This is a genomic window from Micromonospora echinospora (genome assembly GCF_014203425.1).
GTDB classification, from domain to species: domain Bacteria; phylum Actinomycetota; class Actinomycetes; order Mycobacteriales; family Micromonosporaceae; genus Micromonospora; species Micromonospora echinospora_A.
In genome coordinates this window covers 284,574-300,926 of record NZ_JACHJC010000001.1, presented here as the reverse complement: position 1 = coordinate 300,926, position 16,353 = coordinate 284,574, and the positions used below count along the sequence as shown (strand labels likewise).

The 16,353-nt window shown below is 72.2% G+C and carries 11 protein-coding genes; 3 read left to right on the top strand and 8 right to left on the bottom strand.

The window, feature by feature from the left end; genetic code table 11:
• Positions 1-348: 348 nt before the first annotated feature.
• Positions 349-765 carry a RidA family protein gene (locus FHU28_RS01365; RefSeq protein ID WP_184680052.1) on the bottom strand — a complete coding sequence of 139 codons (417 nt, stop codon included), beginning with the start codon at positions 763-765 and terminating at the stop codon, positions 349-351.
• A gap of 78 nt (positions 766-843) precedes the next feature.
• Between FHU28_RS01365 and FHU28_RS01360 the strand changes: the two genes are divergently transcribed.
• Positions 844-1,221 (top strand): winged helix-turn-helix transcriptional regulator, encoded by a 378-nt coding sequence (locus FHU28_RS01360; RefSeq protein ID WP_184680049.1) that lies wholly within the window; start codon positions 844-846, stop codon positions 1,219-1,221.
• Positions 1,222-1,269: 48 nt separating this feature from the next.
• Here the strand turns inward: FHU28_RS01360 and FHU28_RS01355 are convergent, their stop codons facing one another.
• From FHU28_RS01355 to FHU28_RS01345, 3 genes are all read right to left on the bottom strand, one after another.
• Positions 1,270-2,322, bottom strand: coding sequence for a P1 family peptidase (locus FHU28_RS01355; RefSeq protein WP_260413247.1), 1,053 nt, complete (start codon positions 2,320-2,322; stop codon positions 1,270-1,272).
• 47 nt (positions 2,323-2,369) lie between these two features.
• Entirely contained in the window at positions 2,370-2,711 is a 342-nt protein-coding gene (locus FHU28_RS01350) for a DUF1330 domain-containing protein (protein ID WP_184680045.1), read from the bottom strand.
• 92 nt (positions 2,712-2,803) lie between these two features.
• On the bottom strand, positions 2,804-3,412 hold the full coding sequence (locus tag FHU28_RS01345) for a class I SAM-dependent DNA methyltransferase (RefSeq protein WP_184680043.1): 609 nt from the start codon (positions 3,410-3,412) through the stop codon (positions 2,804-2,806).
• Between the two features lie 166 nt (positions 3,413-3,578).
• Between FHU28_RS01345 and FHU28_RS01340 the strand changes: the two genes are divergently transcribed.
• Positions 3,579-7,052, top strand: a complete 3,474-nt coding sequence (locus FHU28_RS01340) for an NACHT domain-containing protein (protein WP_184680041.1) — start codon at positions 3,579-3,581, stop codon at positions 7,050-7,052.
• A 41-nt stretch (positions 7,053-7,093) separates the two neighbouring features.
• Positions 7,094-8,014 (top strand): alpha/beta fold hydrolase, encoded by a 921-nt coding sequence (locus FHU28_RS01335; protein ID WP_184680037.1) that lies wholly within the window; start codon positions 7,094-7,096, stop codon positions 8,012-8,014.
• Here the strand turns inward: FHU28_RS01335 and fxsT are convergent.
• The 4 genes from fxsT to FHU28_RS01315 all read right to left on the bottom strand — a co-directional run bounded on the left by fxsT (position 7,992) and on the right by FHU28_RS01315 (position 16,350).
• Positions 7,992-11,927 carry an FxSxx-COOH system tetratricopeptide repeat protein gene (gene fxsT, locus FHU28_RS01330; RefSeq protein WP_184680035.1) on the bottom strand — a complete coding sequence of 1,312 codons (3,936 nt, stop codon included), beginning with the start codon at positions 11,925-11,927 and terminating at the stop codon, positions 7,992-7,994. The two genes, FHU28_RS01335 and fxsT, sit on opposite strands and share 23 nt — an antisense overlap.
• Positions 11,924-13,114, bottom strand: coding sequence for a TIR-like protein FxsC (locus FHU28_RS01325; protein ID WP_184680033.1), 1,191 nt, complete (start codon positions 13,112-13,114; stop codon positions 11,924-11,926). Before FHU28_RS01325 ends, fxsT begins: the two co-directional genes overlap by 4 nt.
• 129 nt (positions 13,115-13,243) lie before the next feature.
• On the bottom strand, positions 13,244-14,047 hold the full coding sequence (locus tag FHU28_RS01320; protein ID WP_184680031.1) for an AAC(3) family N-acetyltransferase: 804 nt from the start codon (positions 14,045-14,047) through the stop codon (positions 13,244-13,246).
• On the bottom strand, positions 14,044-16,350 hold the full coding sequence (locus FHU28_RS01315; protein ID WP_184680029.1) for an FxsB family cyclophane-forming radical SAM/SPASM peptide maturase: 2,307 nt from the start codon (positions 16,348-16,350) through the stop codon (positions 14,044-14,046). Before FHU28_RS01315 ends, FHU28_RS01320 begins: the two co-directional genes overlap by 4 nt.
• Between the last annotated feature and the right edge of the window lie 3 nt (positions 16,351-16,353).

The following is a 16,353-nucleotide window of genomic DNA, read 5'->3' as shown; positions in this document are numbered from 1 at the left end:
GGCGGTCATCGCCTCATAAAGATGACGTTTAATTTCCCTCGTCGTGGTCGAGGTTAGGGAGTCCACATTCGACCGGCAACGTTGTCCCGGTCTCGTAACGGTAACGGCAGCCACCGCGATATCCTTATCGGCGTGGTCACTCAAAGTGACGACAGTGGGCCTGATCGGCGCGCCCTCCGGCTGTGCGAACCGAACGGGCGGTCGGCAGCGGATCGGTGTCGGCGCAGCCGGGCTTGCGGATGCCCGGCCGCGTCGACGACCAACAGGACGTTCGAGCTCACCAGTGACTCTCCTCGACCGCGCCCAGCGCGGCGGCGAACACCAGCTCGGTCGACTTGGCCCAGGAAGTCACCCGTTCTGCGAGACGGCAGTTGCCTCCAGTTCAACGAGCACGTCGGGCTCGAACAGGTGGTCGACCCCGATCAGGGATGCCGGCGGAAGCGGCCACGGCAGGCCGAGTTCCTCGACGACCGACTCGATGCCGGCCATGAACGGCCCGATCTTGTCGGGCGTCCAGTCGGTGACGTAGAAGGTCAGCCGGACCACGTCCTGGAACGAGGCGTCGGCTCCGGCAAGGGCGCGGCCCGTGTTGCGCAGCACCTGAGCGACCTGCCCGGCCAGGTCTCCGGGGGCGACCGGAGTCCCGTCGCCCAGTCGTGCGATCTGGCCGCTGACGTGGATGTGGCGCGATCCGGTGGCCACCGCCACGTGGTGGTACGGCGTGTGCGGCTGAAGACCGGCAGGGCTGAAGCGGGTGACAGACATCGTTTCTCCTTCACGAACCAAACTAGGTTTACCATTGATACCTAGTTGACGAAGGACACTTCAAGGAGACCTGGTTTCATGGGCGATACCGCAGGCGTTCGCGCCGCCGAGCTGCGCATCGACGCGCCGCACCGTGAGCTGCTCGATCAGGTGCTGGACAAGTGGTCGCTGAGCGTCCTCAACGAGCTGTGCGAGCGGCCGTGCCGATTCAACGAACTGCGCCGCGCGATCCCGGCGGTGACACAGAAATCGCTCACGGCGACACTGCGACGGCTCGAACGCAACGGCATCGTCGAACGCCACGTGGTGGCGACCCGTCCGGTCGCGGTCGAGTACCGGATCACCCGGCTGGGCAAGACCCTGCGTGCCCCGATCGACGTCCTGCTCGACTGGGCCGACGCGCACCTGCCCCAGATCGAACAGGCCCGTAGGACGTTCGACGCCGAGCTCGGCTGACGAGTACGGCCGGCGCGGCGGGACGCGCGAGGGCCGCGCCGGCCGGGCTCAGGAGCCCGGCTCGTCGCGCGCCGGCGTAGTCCGCAGGCGCGTTTCCGACGGTGATTCCGGAATCAGCGGAGGGGCGGGGAGCCGTCCGGCCGCCGTCAGCCGTTCGATCACGGCGCGGTGCGGAACCGCGTGACTGGTACGACCGCCCACGCCCGTGGTGGTGACCGCGGTGAACAGGGAGTTCAGCAGCGCCTCCTCCACGGCGTCCAGCACGGCCGCGAACACCGGGTCGATCTCCCCGTCCGGGATCGGCGGCTGATCCGACGTGGTGAACGCGATCGCGTAGTCGCCGCTGGTGCTGCTGAAGGACGCGCCGACCCGGGCCATGGCGAAGACCGCCCGGCGGGCGAGCCGCCCGAGCTGTCGCGCGTCCACTGGTAGGTCGGTGGCCACCACGATCATGCACGAGTTGCCGGGCGGCTCGGTCCGGTCGGCGGCGGGGACCAGTTCGTCGGCCGGCATCGGCACGCCGAGCACGGTGAGGACGCCGCCGAAGTTCGACTGGACCAGGGCGCCGACCGTCCCCGTACGGCCGGCGGTCCGCACGGTCCGGGACGAGGTGCCGATGCCGGCCTTGAAGCCCAGGGCGGTGGTGCCGGCGCCGGCGCCGACGCAGCCTTCGGCGGGCGGCCCGTCGGACGCCTGGGCGACGGCGGCCAGGACGTGGTCCTCGGTGATCGGGCGGCGGCGGATGTCCGACAGGTGCCCGTCGTTCGTCTCGCCGACCAGGGGGTTGAACGACACCCCGTCCGGCCGGCGCTCCATCAACCAGCTGAGCAGCGCGTCCGCCGCCCGGAACACCGACAGCGTCGCGGTCAGGACCACGGGGGATTCCAGTACGCCGAGTTCGTCCACCTGGGTCGAGCCGACGAGTTTCCCGTGCCCGTTACCGGAGAACACGGCCGCCGGCAGCGTCCACCGCCCAGGGCCGAGGCAGCCCGGTACGACGGCTGTGACGCCGGTGTGCAGCTCGCCACCGTCGTCGACTGTGGTGTGACCGACCAGGACGCCGGGGACGTCGGTGATCGCGTTGTGGCGTCCGGTGGGCAGCGACCCGACGACGATCCCGAGGTCCCGGGCGCGCCGGCCGGTCCGGCTCAGGGCAGCGCCGTCCGGATCGCCTGCACGAGGCCGGTCGGGGAGTAGTCGTCGGGGACGCCCTCGACCAGGATGATGTCGCCCTCGATGTGCCGCGAGCGCAGCGGCGCGATCTCCTGGTAGGCGGGCGAGTCCCACCAGGCCCGCGCCTCGGCGATCCCCGGGAAGCCGAGCATCACGACCGCGCCGGGCCAGGCGCCCTCCTTCACCTCGTGCGGCGTGGCGTGCACGAGGAACCGTCCGCCGTACGGGGCGAGGGTGGCCGGAAGGCGCTCGACGTACTCGGCGATGTCCGGGTGCGGGGCGGCGTCCTGGAGGTGGGCGATTACGTACGCGGGCATGGTGTCCTTCCGGTCGGTCGGGCTCCAAGCGTCGATCTTGGCACAGTCGCCGCCGTTCGCTCCGCCAATTTTCGCGCAGGAGAAGCGGACGCTCAGGGCCCGGTTGCGACGGCGACGACGGCGGCGTGCGGACGGTGGGCGTCGTCGTCCAGGCGTGTCAGGCGCTCGACCTCGGTGAACCCGGCCTGCCGCAGCCGCGCGGAGAACTCGTCCACCGGCCAGCGGTACGCGGTCGCGACCTTGTGGTCGAAGGCGCTCACCTCGTCGCCGACGAAGATGCCGGCCACGAGCGGTCCACCCGGCACGATCGCGCGGCGGAACCCGGCCAGCACCGCGTCGAGATCCGGCGGCGGGAGGTGGATCAGCGAGTACCAGGCGAGGATGCCGTCGACGGAGTGGTCGGGGACGGCGAGGTCGGCCAGCGACCCGAGCCGGTACCGGCCGCCCGGATGGGTCGCCTGCGCGTGCGCGACGAACTCGGGAACCATGTCGATCCCGGTGGCGTCGACGCCCAGCGACCGGAGGTGGTCGGTGAGGTGACCCGGTCCGCAGCCGAGGTCGAGCACCGGGCCGGTCCGGCCGCCCAGGTGCCGCCCGATGAGGGAGAGGTCGTCCGGGTGCACCGCGGCGGTGCTGCCGATCAGTTCGATGTAGAGCTCCGCGACCGCCCCGTACGCCTGCCGTACCCGTGTGTCGTCCACCGCTCGACTATAGGGGTCCGACGCGTTGGCCGCATTTAGCAGATGAATGAGATGAATGAATGGAAAAGTCGTCGTAAAGCAGCCGCCCGGTGAGGAATCGATAGCTTTCCGTCACTGAAGTTTCTATCCTTGAAGAATCCCGATCGCCAGCAGCGGAAGGGGCGGCATGCCGCGCCGTTCGAGCCTCAGCTATCGAGATGCGTTAAAGCTGCTGGCCCCGGGCAGCACGCGCATCACCGAGACCGACAAGGTCGTCAGCGCGGGGATTCTGGGCGCCGGGGCGCTCACCCAGGGCACGGCGCTCGCTCTGCTCGGCCCGAAGAACGCGCTCATGCAACTCGTCCGCGACGCCACCGGAAACCAGGCCGGCCGCATCCGCACAACCGGCGGGAAATCGTATTACAAGCTGCTGGAGGCCAGCCACACAGTGCTGGCGCTCTCCGCGTTCTTCGACGGTTTCCGGGACGAGGTGGGGCCGGGTTTCGACCGGCTGGAGCTGACCGACGCGGAAAAGGTGGGCATGGTGGCGGCCGACCGTCGCCAGCACACGCTGCCGAAGGAGATCGACGGCGGGTACTTCCCGCTGCCCTCCTCGGTCCACGGCATGGACGACACCCGCCGGGACGTCGAGGCCGCCTACGTCAAGCTCTACGACGCCACCATCGCGTTCTGCGAGGGCCTCGCCGCCTGGCCGTCGGTGCGGCGCGGGCTCGACCTCACGTCGCTGCGGTCCCGGGTGGTGGGCCGGGCCATGTGGCACTACGAGGACCGCTTCGACCGCCTCGCCGCGGACCTCCCCGAGTTCGGGTTCCGGATGCTCCGGCAGGCGATCGAGCACAACCTGATCGACAACCGCAATCTGACCACCGAGGTCTCGGCCCGGCTGGACGCGCTGGCGCAGCTGTACCGCAATCTCGCCGAGCTGTCCGGCCCGGCCCCGGCCGACCGTCCCGACCTGCTCCGCGAGTCCCTCGACCGGCTCACCGGCTCGCTGGCCGCGGTGTTCCGGCAGCCGCTGCTACGGATCAAGGACGTCGACTTCCACCTGCGCCTGCCCACCGTGGAGGAGGGGTTCATCAGCCCGGACTTCCGGGCCGCCGAGTACGGCAAGCACACGTCGCCGGAGCGGGAGCGCTGGTGGGACGACCAGCCGCGCCGGGGCGACCTGGTCGGTTTCCTCTCCGAGTACCTGACCGATCCGGCGAGCCTGCACCGTCCGCTGCTGCTCCTCGGCCAGCCGGGCGCCGGCAAGACGTTGCTGACCCGGGTCATCGCGGCCCGGCTGCCGGCGAGCCGGTTCACCGCGATAGTGGTGCCGCTGCGCCGGATGTCCGGGGACACGTCGCCGACCGAACAGATCGAGGCCGCGATCGAGCAGGTGATGGACGAGCGCATCCGCTGGGCGGATCTGCGCCGGGCCACCGAGAACACCACAGTCGTGGTGATCTTCGACGGGTTCGACGAACTCGTCCAGGTCACCGGCACCGCCCACTCCCAGTACATCGACCGGGTGGCCGAGTTCCAGGAGGCCCAGTGGGACCTGGGCTACTCCGTCATCCCGATCATCACGTCCCGGATCCTGGTGATGGACCGCGCCAGCGTGCCGCAGGGCACCGTGCTGGTGCGGCTGGAGGACCTGACCGACGCGCAGGTGACGGCGTGGCTGGCCGCCGTCAACGCGGCAAACGAGGACCGGCCCGGCTACCGCCGGCTCGCCGCCCGCGAGCTGCTGTCGCACGGCGAGCTGGCCCGCCAGCCGCTGCTGCTCACGCTGCTCGCCATCTACTACAACGAGCACTGGGCCGATCGCCGTCCGGGCGCCGCCATCTCCCCGTCCGACCTGTTCACCGGCCTGCTCACCGCGTTCATCAGACGGCAGGTGAGCGAGAAGGCGCCGACCGCTCTCCCGCACCACGAACGGGAGGCCCGCGAACACCAACTGCGGCGCGACCTGGCGATCACCGCGTTCGCCATGTTCAACCGCAACCGGGAACTCGTGAACCGGGCCGCGCTCCGCGCCGACCTCGGCTGTTTCGGGCCCGGGGCCGGCGACGGCTCCCGGTTCGAACTCGGCGACGTGCTCGGCCCGGAGCAACTGGTCACCGCCGCCTTCTTCGTGGTGTACGGCCCGGACGACGTGCAGGGCGAGGACGCCCGGCGCACGTACGAGTTCCTGCACGCCACCATCGGCGACTTCCTGATCGCCGAGTACGTCATCGGGGCGCTGCGGAGCCTGGCCGAGCTGCGGCGGCACACCCGCAGCCCGGCCGGGTTCGGCTATCAGCTGGACACCGGCCAGTTCCGGGCGCTGCTCTCGCACCAGCCGCTGGTCAAGCGGGAGGCGGTGGTCGGCTTCGCAGGGGAACTCGCCTCCCGCCATCCGCGGGAGCGGGACGCGATCGTGGAGACGATCGCCGGCCTGCTGGCCGAGGCCCGGCAGCGGACCAACCTGGCCGGGGTGGACGGCTACCGGCCCGCGCCGTACGACCCGGTGCGGCTGCTCGCCGCATACACCGCGAACCTGGTGGCGCTGGCCGCGCTCGTGTCACCGGACGGGGTGCGGCACAGCGACCTGATGGACGACGAGACCTGGATGTCCACGGTGCGGCTGTGGCGGGCAGGGCTGGACGAGAAGGGCCAACTCGCGATGATCAGCTGGCTGCGCCGCGACGCCGACGGCCGGATCGTCGCCGAGCGGCGGCGTGAAAGCCGGGGGGAGAAGGTGAACGTGGCGGCCGAGGAGGCCCGGCTGCTCGGCGACGTCACCACCTACAGCCAGTTGCAGGCCGGCGCGCGGACGTGGCGCGGCCAGGCGCCGAACAGCTTCGAGGCGGGCCGGTTCCACGCCGACCTGGTGGAGTTGGCCACCCGCCGCTGGCCGGTGCCGTCACTGCACCAGCTGATCCTGTACGACGAGCGCAGCTACCGGCGGCTGTGGGCGCGCGCCGTCGAGTTCCCGGAGGCGGTGTCCAGCACCAGCGCCACGGTCCTGCTGGAATGCCTCGCCGAGGACGGCGCGCAGTTGCCCCGCGAGGTGGTGTGCGGGCTGACCCGGGTGGCGCTGAGCCGGTTGCCCAGCTCACCGACAGCGCCACCGGAGCTGATCATCTCGTGCCCGTACCTGATCGACGAGTTCCCGGAGCTGGTCGACTCGCTCGGCACGACCGACGATCACGCGGTGCTGCACGCGCTCATCCTGCGGCACGGGCTCGACCGGCTGCCCCGGCGGTACGTGCCCCGGGTGCGGGCGGTGCTCGCCGACATCGAGGGGCGGCTCGCGGAGCTGCCGCTTGAGGACGGCGTGGTGTCGGCCGAGATGGCCGAGCAGTTCGCGGCCGCGCGGGTCGACAACCGCACCGCGCTGTGGCTGCTCATGGCGTTGACCGAGTACGGCGACCTGGCCTGGCGGAAGATCCCGCCCCGGACGATGGCCGAGTTGCTCGCGCACCGGCTGCCGGACGAGTTCCTCGACGAGGCGCGCCTGTGCCGGCTACTCGTGGACTACCTGCGGGCGCACGACCGGGCGCCGGCCGAGGTCTCGCTGGCGTCCGCCCTCGACACGCTGCGCGTCCTCGCAGCGACCGACCGGACCGACCAGCCCGAGCAGACCGACCAGATCCCGGCCGCCGAGGCGGTCTGACCGCGCCACCCGCACCGCCACCACCCGTTCGGAGGCCCCGATTGGCACACTCGCCCCCGCATCGTGAGCACATCGTCCGAACGGGAAGGAGAAGCCTGGCGGTCGACATCGCCGGGGCGGAACGCGGCTGGCCGGTGTTCCTGATGCACGGCACACCGGGCAGCCGCAACGGTCCGCGACCACGCTCGATCGTGCTGCACCGCCTCGGCGTACGCCTGATCTCCTACGACCGGCCGGGCTACGGCGGCTCCAGCCGCCTGCCCGGCCGCCGGATCGCCGACGCCGCCGCCGACGTCGCGGCCGTCGCCGACGACCTCGGTCTGGACGGGTTCTCGGTGGTCGGCCGATCCGGCGGCGGCCCGCACGCCCTGGCCTGCGCCGCGCTGCTGCCGGAGCGGGTACGGCGCACCGCCGTCCTGGTCGGCCTCGCCCCGGCGGGGGCGGCCGGGCTGGACTGGTTCGGCGGCATGACCGACGCCAACGTGCGGGACTACGGCGCCGCCGAGCGCGCCGCGCCGGTGCTCGCCGAGCAGTTGCGGCTGCGGGCCGAGCGCACCATGGACGACCCGGGCTCGCTGCTCGCGCTGCTGGTCGAGCAGATGACCGCGGCCGACCGCCGGGTGGTGGCCGGGGTGCCGATCCGCCGGCAGCTGACCGACGCCTATGCCGAGGCGCTGCGCCAGGGGCCGCACGGCTGGATCGACGACGTCCTCGCGCTGCGCGCCGACTGGGGCGTCACGCTGGCGGACATCCGGATGCCGGTGCGGCTGTGGCACGGCGCGGACGACAACTTCGCCCCGGCCAGCCACACCCGGTGGCTGGCCGAGCAGATCCCCGGCGCGCAGCTGCACGTGCAGCCGCGCAGCGCGCACTTCGGCGCGGTCGAGGTGCTGCCGGAGATCCTCGCCTGGCTGGCCGACCCGGTGGAGCGGACCGCTGTCAGATCGGATGCGGGTCGATGATGCGCCGCTGCAACTGGTTCTCCCGGACGGCCTCGACCGCCGGGTGGTTCTCACCCAGCCGGTAGGCCAGTTCGCGGGTGACCGCCTCCAGCTCCGCCCGCCGTCCGCTCTCCATCCGCTCCTGCATCACCACCAGGTTCGCCCGGGAGCGCAGCGTGTTCGGGTGGTCGCGGCCGAGCATCCGGGTCAGGCCGTCGTCGGCGCGCCGCAACAGCCCCAGCGCCTCCAGGTCCGCCGCCTCCCGGCCCTCCGGCGGGTCCGGATGCTCGGCGATGCAGATGCCCTGGTTCATCCACCCGGAGAGGGGATACGGGTGATCGCTGCCCAGCACGTCGGCGAGCGCGTCGGCGGACCGGGCGGCGAGTTGCCGGGCCTCGTCGAAGTCCCCGGCGCGGCGGGCGACCATGGCGAGGTTGACCATGCAGACCAGCGTCAGCGGGTGCTCCGGGCCGAGGTTCTGCTGGTAGACGCGGTGCACCTCGGTCAGTTCGCGGCTGGCGCGCTGGAACAGGTCGACGCTGAGCAGGTTGACGGACAGGCTCAGCCGGCAGGTGAGCGTCTCCGGGTTGTCCGGCCCGAACCGCTCGTTCAGCAGCTCGTACGCGGCTTCGAGGAGCTTGCCCGCCTCGACCGCGTGCCCGGCCGAGCGCAGCGACACCGCCAGGTTGGTCTGCGCGCGCAGGGTCATCAGGTGTTCCGCCCCGGCCGTGCGCAGCAGGTCCCGGTGGACGCCGCGGAGCCGGGCGATGGACTGCTCGTAGTCGCCGGCGTCGCGCATGTCGATGCCCACGTACGCGGACGAGGCGAGCGTGTCCGGGTGGTCCTCCCCGAGGATCGCGCGGCGTCCGGCCAGCACCATCTCGTCGTTCTTGCGGGCCTCCCGGAAGTCGCCCATCAGGCGCTGGGTGGTGGCGAGGTTGTTCAGCGCGACGAGGGTACGTGGGTGCTCCTCGGTGAAGTTCCGTTTCCACGCGTTGAACGTGATCTCGTCCAGGCGCAGCGCCTCGTTGTACTTCCCCATGCCGCGCAGGTCGCGGGCCAGCCCGCCCGCGGTCATCAGCGTGTGTGGGTGGTCTTCGCCGAGCAGTTCCCGCTGGGCCGCGAGGACCTCCTCGTCCAGCGCCCGGGACTGCTGGAACTGCCCGAGGAAGGCGAGGATGTTGGCGAGGTTGAACTGGAGGTGCAGCAACTGCCGGCGCAGGTCGTCGCGTGCCCGTGCGTCGGTCTCCTCGGCCAGCATCTGCTCCCAGGTCTGCGCGACCTCCTCGCCGAGCCGCCGGCCGGTCTCCAGGTCGCCGCGCAACTGGAGGTAGCGGACCCGGTCGATCATCAGGGCCCGCACCTCCACCCGGTGGCTCAGCGGCGCCTTCGACGCCTCCAGGTGCGGCCAGATGACCCGGAACCGGGGCCAGCCGTCGGGGTCGTCCACCTCGCCCTCGGGCCGGGCGGCGGCGAGCACCAGGTGGACCTGGCGGCGCGCCTCGTCGAGTTCCTCCTCGGTCATCCGGGACCGGACGGCGTGCTGGAGCAGCCGGTGCATGAGCACCAGGCCGCCCCGGCCCCGCTCGCCACCGGACGGGCTCTCGGCCCGCAGGTCGACGCGGACCAGCGCGAGCCGGTTCGCCTGCTGCACCAACTGCTGACGGACCAGCCGTTCCTTGGCCTGCGGGTGGAACGGCACGAGCGCCTCGGCGAACTCGTCGCTGTAGACCAGGTCGGCGGAGATCTCCGGCGCGAACACCGAGCAGAGTTGCAGCACCCGGTAGGCCGCCGGGTTCCGGGTACGCAGGTGGTTCAGGGACAGCTCCCAGGTCGCCTCCACCGAGACGTTGCTGTTCGGCTCCATCACCGCGCCCGGACCGAAGTTGGCGATCTCGGTGAGGTAGCTGTCGACCGAGTGGCCGGTGTCGGCCAGCCAGGCCGCGGCGGCGGTGACAGCGATCGGCAGGTCGCCGAGCAGGGCGGCGATCCGGTCGGCCTGGTCGACGCGCATCGTCGGCACCCGCTCGGTGAGGTGCTGGATGCTCTCCGCGCGCTTGAACACGTCGACCTGGACCGTGGTGGCCCGCTCGACCCACTGCAGGTTCCGGGACGTGATCAGGACGTGGCCCCTGCCGTCCGGCACGTACGGCAGGACGCCCTCGACCTCGTCGGCGTTGTCCATGATCAGCAGCCATCGGAGGTCGGTGCGGCGCAGCGCCTGGAGCACCAGCCGGGCGTTCTCCCGGTTCGACTCCGAGGCGGGCACGCCCAGGTAGGGCGCGAGGTCACCGATGGCCGACTCGATGAACGGCACCTGGTCGGCGTCGATCCACCACACCATGTCGTACGCGGCGCGGTAGCGGTGGGCGTACTCCAGCGCGAGCTGGCTCTTGCCGATGCCGCCCATGCCCTGCAACGCCACCGGCCCGGTGCCGGAGAGCACCACTTTCGGGCTGCTGCGCAGCAGCGTCCGCAGCTCGCGCAGGTCCGCCTCCCGGCCGGTGAAGCGCTTGTTGCGGCCCGGCACCTCGAACACCGTGTTGTCCCGGCCGGGGAAGCGGGGACCGGTGGGCAGTTCCAGGTCGGCCGGCACCCCCTCCCGGCCGACCAGGCGCAGGATCCGCGCGGCGGCGGTCTGCGCCTCCAGCCCGGCCACCGAGACGGTGTGCGCGGCCGGCACGTTCGCCAGGCGCCGCACGTCCGCCACGTAGACGACGAGCGGCACCTGGTCGGGCGAGCGGTCCGGCGCGGCGAGCACCGCCTCCTCGTTGGCGTTCCCCTCGGAGACGATGATCAGCTCCCGGGCCGTCCGGGGCGTCTCGTCGTCGGTGAACCACGGGTCGGTCACCCGCACGTCGGCCGAGACCAGGAGGTGGCCGATCCACTCCGCCCACACCCTGTCGTACGGGGCGTGCCGGAGCATGATCTCGTTCTCCACCGAGTTGGAGGTGCGGGTGAACCGGGCGTTGACCCGTTCGCGTACCGCGCTGCTCATCGACGGCAGCGACTCCACCTCGCCCCGGGTGATCTCGCGCGTCAGCGCCTCGTACGCGGACAGCAGCGACCCGTTGACGCCTGGTTGGTCGGCGAACGTGGCGAGGAGTTCCTCGTACGCGTAGAACGCCTGGTACGGCACCTGCATCCGGGCCCAGTACCGGTCCCGTTCGGCCTCGCTCATGCCGCTGGGCAGACCGCTGAAACGCTGCCGCGCCACCGCCCGCCCGGTGTCCGCCTTGACCTTCTCCGCCGGGTCGATGCGCATCGGCACCGGCAGCACCCGGATCCGCCGCGCCCCGTACCGGTGCTCGACCAGCCGCGCCACCTTCGCGGCGCCGGTGATGCCCTGCTCGCTGAGGGTGAAACAGGTGACGAGCACGTCCGGCAGCTGGATGGTGCAGATGTCGGCGACGTCGGAGAATCCGGTGCGGCTGTCGATCAGCACGTAGTCGTAGTTGCGCTTCATGTCGGCGCGCAGGGCGTCGAAGAAGTAGCCACCGCCCTGCCGCTCGTAGAACTCGTCCCAGTTCATCCCGGCGAGCGCGCCCGCGTAGTCGTTGTTCTGCTGGCCGGCGCCGAGGAAGTCCAGCGTCCCGTCACCGGGGAAGTTGGACCAGTTCAGCGAGAACGAGTACTTGTGCACCCGGGCGTACTGCTCGTGCCAGCGGTCGTCGCCCTTGTCCTGCTTGGTGGTGGTCGCCCACTCGTACTCGCGGATCAGGTCGATCACCCCGCCGGTGCTCTCCAGCGCGTCCCGGTCGATGAACGGCGCGAAGAAGCGCGACAGGCCGGGGGACTCCAGATCCCAGTCGACGGCGAGCACCCGCTTGCCGTTCGCGGCGAGGATCCAGGCGACGTTGGCCAGCGCCATCGTCCGGCCGGTGCCGCCCTTGTAGGAGTAGAAGGTGACGACCTGTCCCTCACGTCGGGTCATGTGTCCACTCCCTCGTCGGGCGGCGGGTTCTCCCAGAGCCGGGGCTTGTTGATGGGCGGTCCCGGCGGTGGGTAGTTCGGTCCCGCCTCCAGGTATCGGCGTCGCATCCGGCGGACCAGATCGTGGATCTCGGTCCGCCAGTCGTCCCACGTGGTGATCATCAGCGGACGTGTCGTGGCGGAGAGGAGGCTCGCCGCCCGGTCGAGCAGTCCCACCGCGTGCGAGCGGTGGCCAGAGCGGGCGTCCTCGCTGATCAGCACGACGCCCACCCAGCTGTGCAGGCAGTCGACGGCGGCCTGGACGGCCTCCGCGCCGTCCGGCGTCTCGACCACCCGAGGATCGATCATGAGTACGCCCGGACAGGCCCGGAACAGCCCGGCGTCCGGTACGAAGTCGCGCACGTCCATGGGCATCCGCAGCCGCTGCACCGCGTCGGCCACGTCGTCGACCACCGGCGGCCGGCCGCGGAACGGGCGCCACCGCCCGGCGTGCGTGTCGGAGCGTCCGTTGAGCCGGCCCGGGTCCCCCGGCTGCTCGGGGGCGATCACCACCGCCCGGAACGGCACCTCGCTGGTCGGGGACGACGGCAGGTCGGTCGGGCCGGTCGGCGGCTCGGCCGGTTGCAGCGGCGTCTGCTCGGCGGTGTCGACGATGTGCTGGGCGAGCCGGCCCAGCACCTCCTTGTAGGCATGCTGGAACTTCTGGAGCCGGCAGAGCGCGCTCATGCCGTTCGCGGCGTACGCCTCCACGTCGGCGGCCATCGCCACCGCGCGCGTCTGGTCCGGCGCGTGGACGGCGGCCGGCGACGGGATCCACAGGACCGGGAGGATGTTGTCGCCGTCGGGCGGCCGGCCGGCCCGGATGAGCCGTTGCCGGAACCACTCCCGCTCCCGGCGCGAGTCGTTCCGGTTGAGGTAGGCCGGTGAGTACAGCGGGACGAACACCTCGGCCTCGGCCAGCGCGATGCGTTTTCGTTCCGTCCGGGCCTCCGGTGGCCGCACCATGAAGTCGGCGAAGCCCTGCCGGCGTAACCGGTCGCCGGGCCGGCCGTCGATCGCCAGGTTGAGATCGTGGTAGAAGCGGCGGACCCAGTGGTCGCCGGGGGTGCGGTCGTTGTGTGCCGGCGGGGGGACGTAGCTGAGGAAGAAATAGGGCGGGCCCGGCAGCGCGGGCCGCTCAGAGGTCACGACGACCCGACCGTTCCACGGGAAGAGCGCCTGACCCCCAACCGTCAATGATCACGTGCTGCTCCCCAGTCGACACGATACGGCGTCTATCGATCAGGGTAGAGAGGTTGCGCTCGGGTTACCAGGCCCTCACCGTCCGATGTGGGCGTCCATCCAGGCGACGGCGGTGCGTACCGCGTCGGATATCGGCAGCAGCCGGGCCGGGGCGTCGCCGACCGTCCCGTGCCGGGTGAACGCCGCCCGGTCGAGCTCCGCGCCGATTGCGGGAAAAGGGGCCGCATCCAGGTGCGGCGCGTCGAAGTCCAGCCGTTCCCGGCGGCCGTCGCGCAGCACGTAGCAGCGGTACGGACGACACGGTGCCGGGCGGCGCAACCGGTACTCGGCGAGGTGCAGCGCGGTGCATGTCGCATAACCGACACCGAGCAGCAGCGTCCGGGCACCGGCCGCCTCCAGGGCGGCGAGCGGGGACCGCTCCCCGAGGTGGGAGTCGAGGTCGTGGACGCGCATCAGCTCCTCCGCCAGCGGCCCCCACGCGCTGAACGACGTCTGCGGGTGCCGGCTGCGGACCGCGCCGGGCAGGCGGCGTACGTGCTCGGCGAACGCGCCGACCCCGAACGACGGCGTGACGGCCGGGTCGAAGCCGGGCATCCGTTCCTCGTACGCCAGGCGTTCCCCGTCGGTCAGCCCGGCGGTCGCCGCGTGGTACGCGGGGCTGCTCACCGAGTTGTCGGGGGTCTGCGCCGGGACCACGACGGTGCCGGACGGCCCGACGGCGGCCCGCAGCGCCGCAGCGAGGGTGGCCGGCCCACCGGCTACCGGTCCGAGGGCGCGCAGGGAGCAGTGCACGAGCACCACGTCGCCGGGGCCGAGCCCGAGTGCGCGCAGGTCGGCGGCGAGCGTGCCGGTCCGGTACAAGGTCCGGGCGACGGTCACGACGGCCACCCGGACATCGAACGGGAGACCTGCCGGACCAGCCGCGAGCCCGCCGGGGTGAGCGCGTCCGTCCGTTGCAGCGCGCCGATCGCGTCGGCAGTCCAGTCGCGGTACCGCCGGTAGACCGCCTGCGCGCCGTCGACCTGGCGGTCGGCCCGGATCCGCCAGATGTCGGCCACTGCCGCGTGCGCGTAGATGCCGTGCAGGACGGCCTCCGCGGGCCGGGGATCGGGCCGCCAGCCCACCGTGATGTCGATCGGCCGGGTGCCGTCGACCAGGTCGCAGACGTCCAGCAGCGCGTTCATCTTGCTGTGCTGGAACTCGTGCACGAGCAGCACCGCCAGCGACCCGGCATCGGTCTCCGTGGCCGCGACACCGCCGAACGCCTGCCGCGCTGTCGACGCCTCGCTGACACCGGCGCCGCTGCGCCGCAACGGGACCACGGCCCGCAACCCGGCGCGCAGCTCCTCGGCGTGGCCCGGCACCTCGTCCCGGATCACCTGCCACGCCGACGCGAACGTGGCGGCCCAGCGCGCGGCGCCCGCGTCGTCGAGCCGGTCACCGGCGGGCAGCCGGTGGCAGTCGCGGTGCGGGTCGCCGTCCTCCAGCAGGACGCTCAAGTCCGGCGTGGCGAGCACGCGGCTGGGCCACCACCGGGGCGTGTCCTCCGGCGTCCCGGGGCGGATCGCCACTGTCACGTCCCCGGCGGTCACCCGCAGCGAGCCCGGGCCGGTCTCGACCCGTGCGGTGCCGTCGCCCACCTCTGGCAGCAGGGCGGTGCCCACCGTCGGCAGGTGCAGGCGGCCGCCTCGCACCGGCACGGCCAGGCGTACCGGCGTGCCGACGTCGAGCGCGGCGGCGGCGGCGATCGCGCTCAGGTAGTCCGGCCCCTGGCGGGCGCCGGTGCCGGTGCCGGCGAGGCAGTCGACAGCCCACGCCCGCACGTACGGATGCGCCGCGATCCGGGCCACGGATTCCGGCGCGCCGCGGTCCAGGGCGGTCAGCGCGGCCCAGCCGTCGGCTCCGGCCCCGCCGGTCGGCAGGCGGTCGGCCACCTCGGCGAGCAGCGCGCGGACGATGGCGATCTGTGCCTCCACGAGCCGGCCGATGGCGACCCGGTCGCCGGTCGGTGCCGCGAGGCGGTCGATGAAGTCGTCGGGCAGGCCGGCGTCGAGCCGGACGGGTGCTGGTGAGTTCTCGTTCACATGCACGATCAGCTCTTTCAGATCGGCGCAGTAGACACTCGGATTGTCGAAGTGCCCGGCGCCGTACCGGTGGGCGAAGAGTCCGCCGCCGCACTGGTCGACCACCGGACACCGCCGGCACTCGTCGCTGAGACCGGCTCGGCCGGAGCGGCGACGGGCCAGGAGCGGGCTGGCCGCCACGTCGTCGGCCGCGTGCGAGAAGACGGTCATGCCGGTGGCCGGCGCACCGTCGTACGCGGTCTTGAGCGAGTCGGCCTGCTCCCATTCGCCGTCCGTCTCGATCACGGCCAGGTCGATCGGGTCGAGACCGAGCCACTCCGTGCCGCTGGGTCCGCCGCGGGCCGTGGACAGGAGCGAGTCGAACAGGCGCACCGGGACCGGGCGGCCGTCCGCGCGCCAGCGGTCGTGGACGGCGCGCAGCCAGCGGGCGTACGCGGTGTCCCCGACGGCCGGCCGCCACGGCGGGTCGTCCCAGGTGGCGTGCGGGAGCAGGAAGTCGATCCGCGGTGGCTCCTGGGCGAGCAGCGCCTCGTACACCGCGATCGGGTCGTTGCGCACATCCACCGTGCACAGCAGGCCGGAGTAGATCCGCCGGTACGCCGGGCGGCGCAGCAGGGCGAGCGCGCGCAGCACCTGGTCGTAGCTGCCGGCCCCGGACCGGAAGCGCCGGTGCCTGTCGTTGGCGGCCCGGTCGCCGTCGAGCGATACGCCCACCGCGACGTCGTGTTCGGCGAGCAGGTCGCAGAACCGCTCGGAGAGCAGCACGCCGTTCGTCTGCATGCCGATCCGGAGCCGGGTGACCGGGCCGATGACGCGCCTCAGTTCGGCGAGCACCTGGCCCAGCCGTTCGGGGCCGAGCAGCAGCGGTTCCCCGCCGTGCAGGATGACAGTGACGTCCGGCAGGTCGTGGGCCGCGGCGTGTTCGGCGATCCGCCCGGCCGCGGCGCGGAGCACCTCCGGCGTCATCCGTACCGGGCGGCGGCGCCAGCTCTGGTCGGCGTGTTCGTAGACGTAGCAGTGGTCGCACGCCAGGTCACACCTGGCGTGCACCTTGAGGATGAACTCGGTGAGCGCCGCGCGGGCCGGCCCCGGGGACATCGC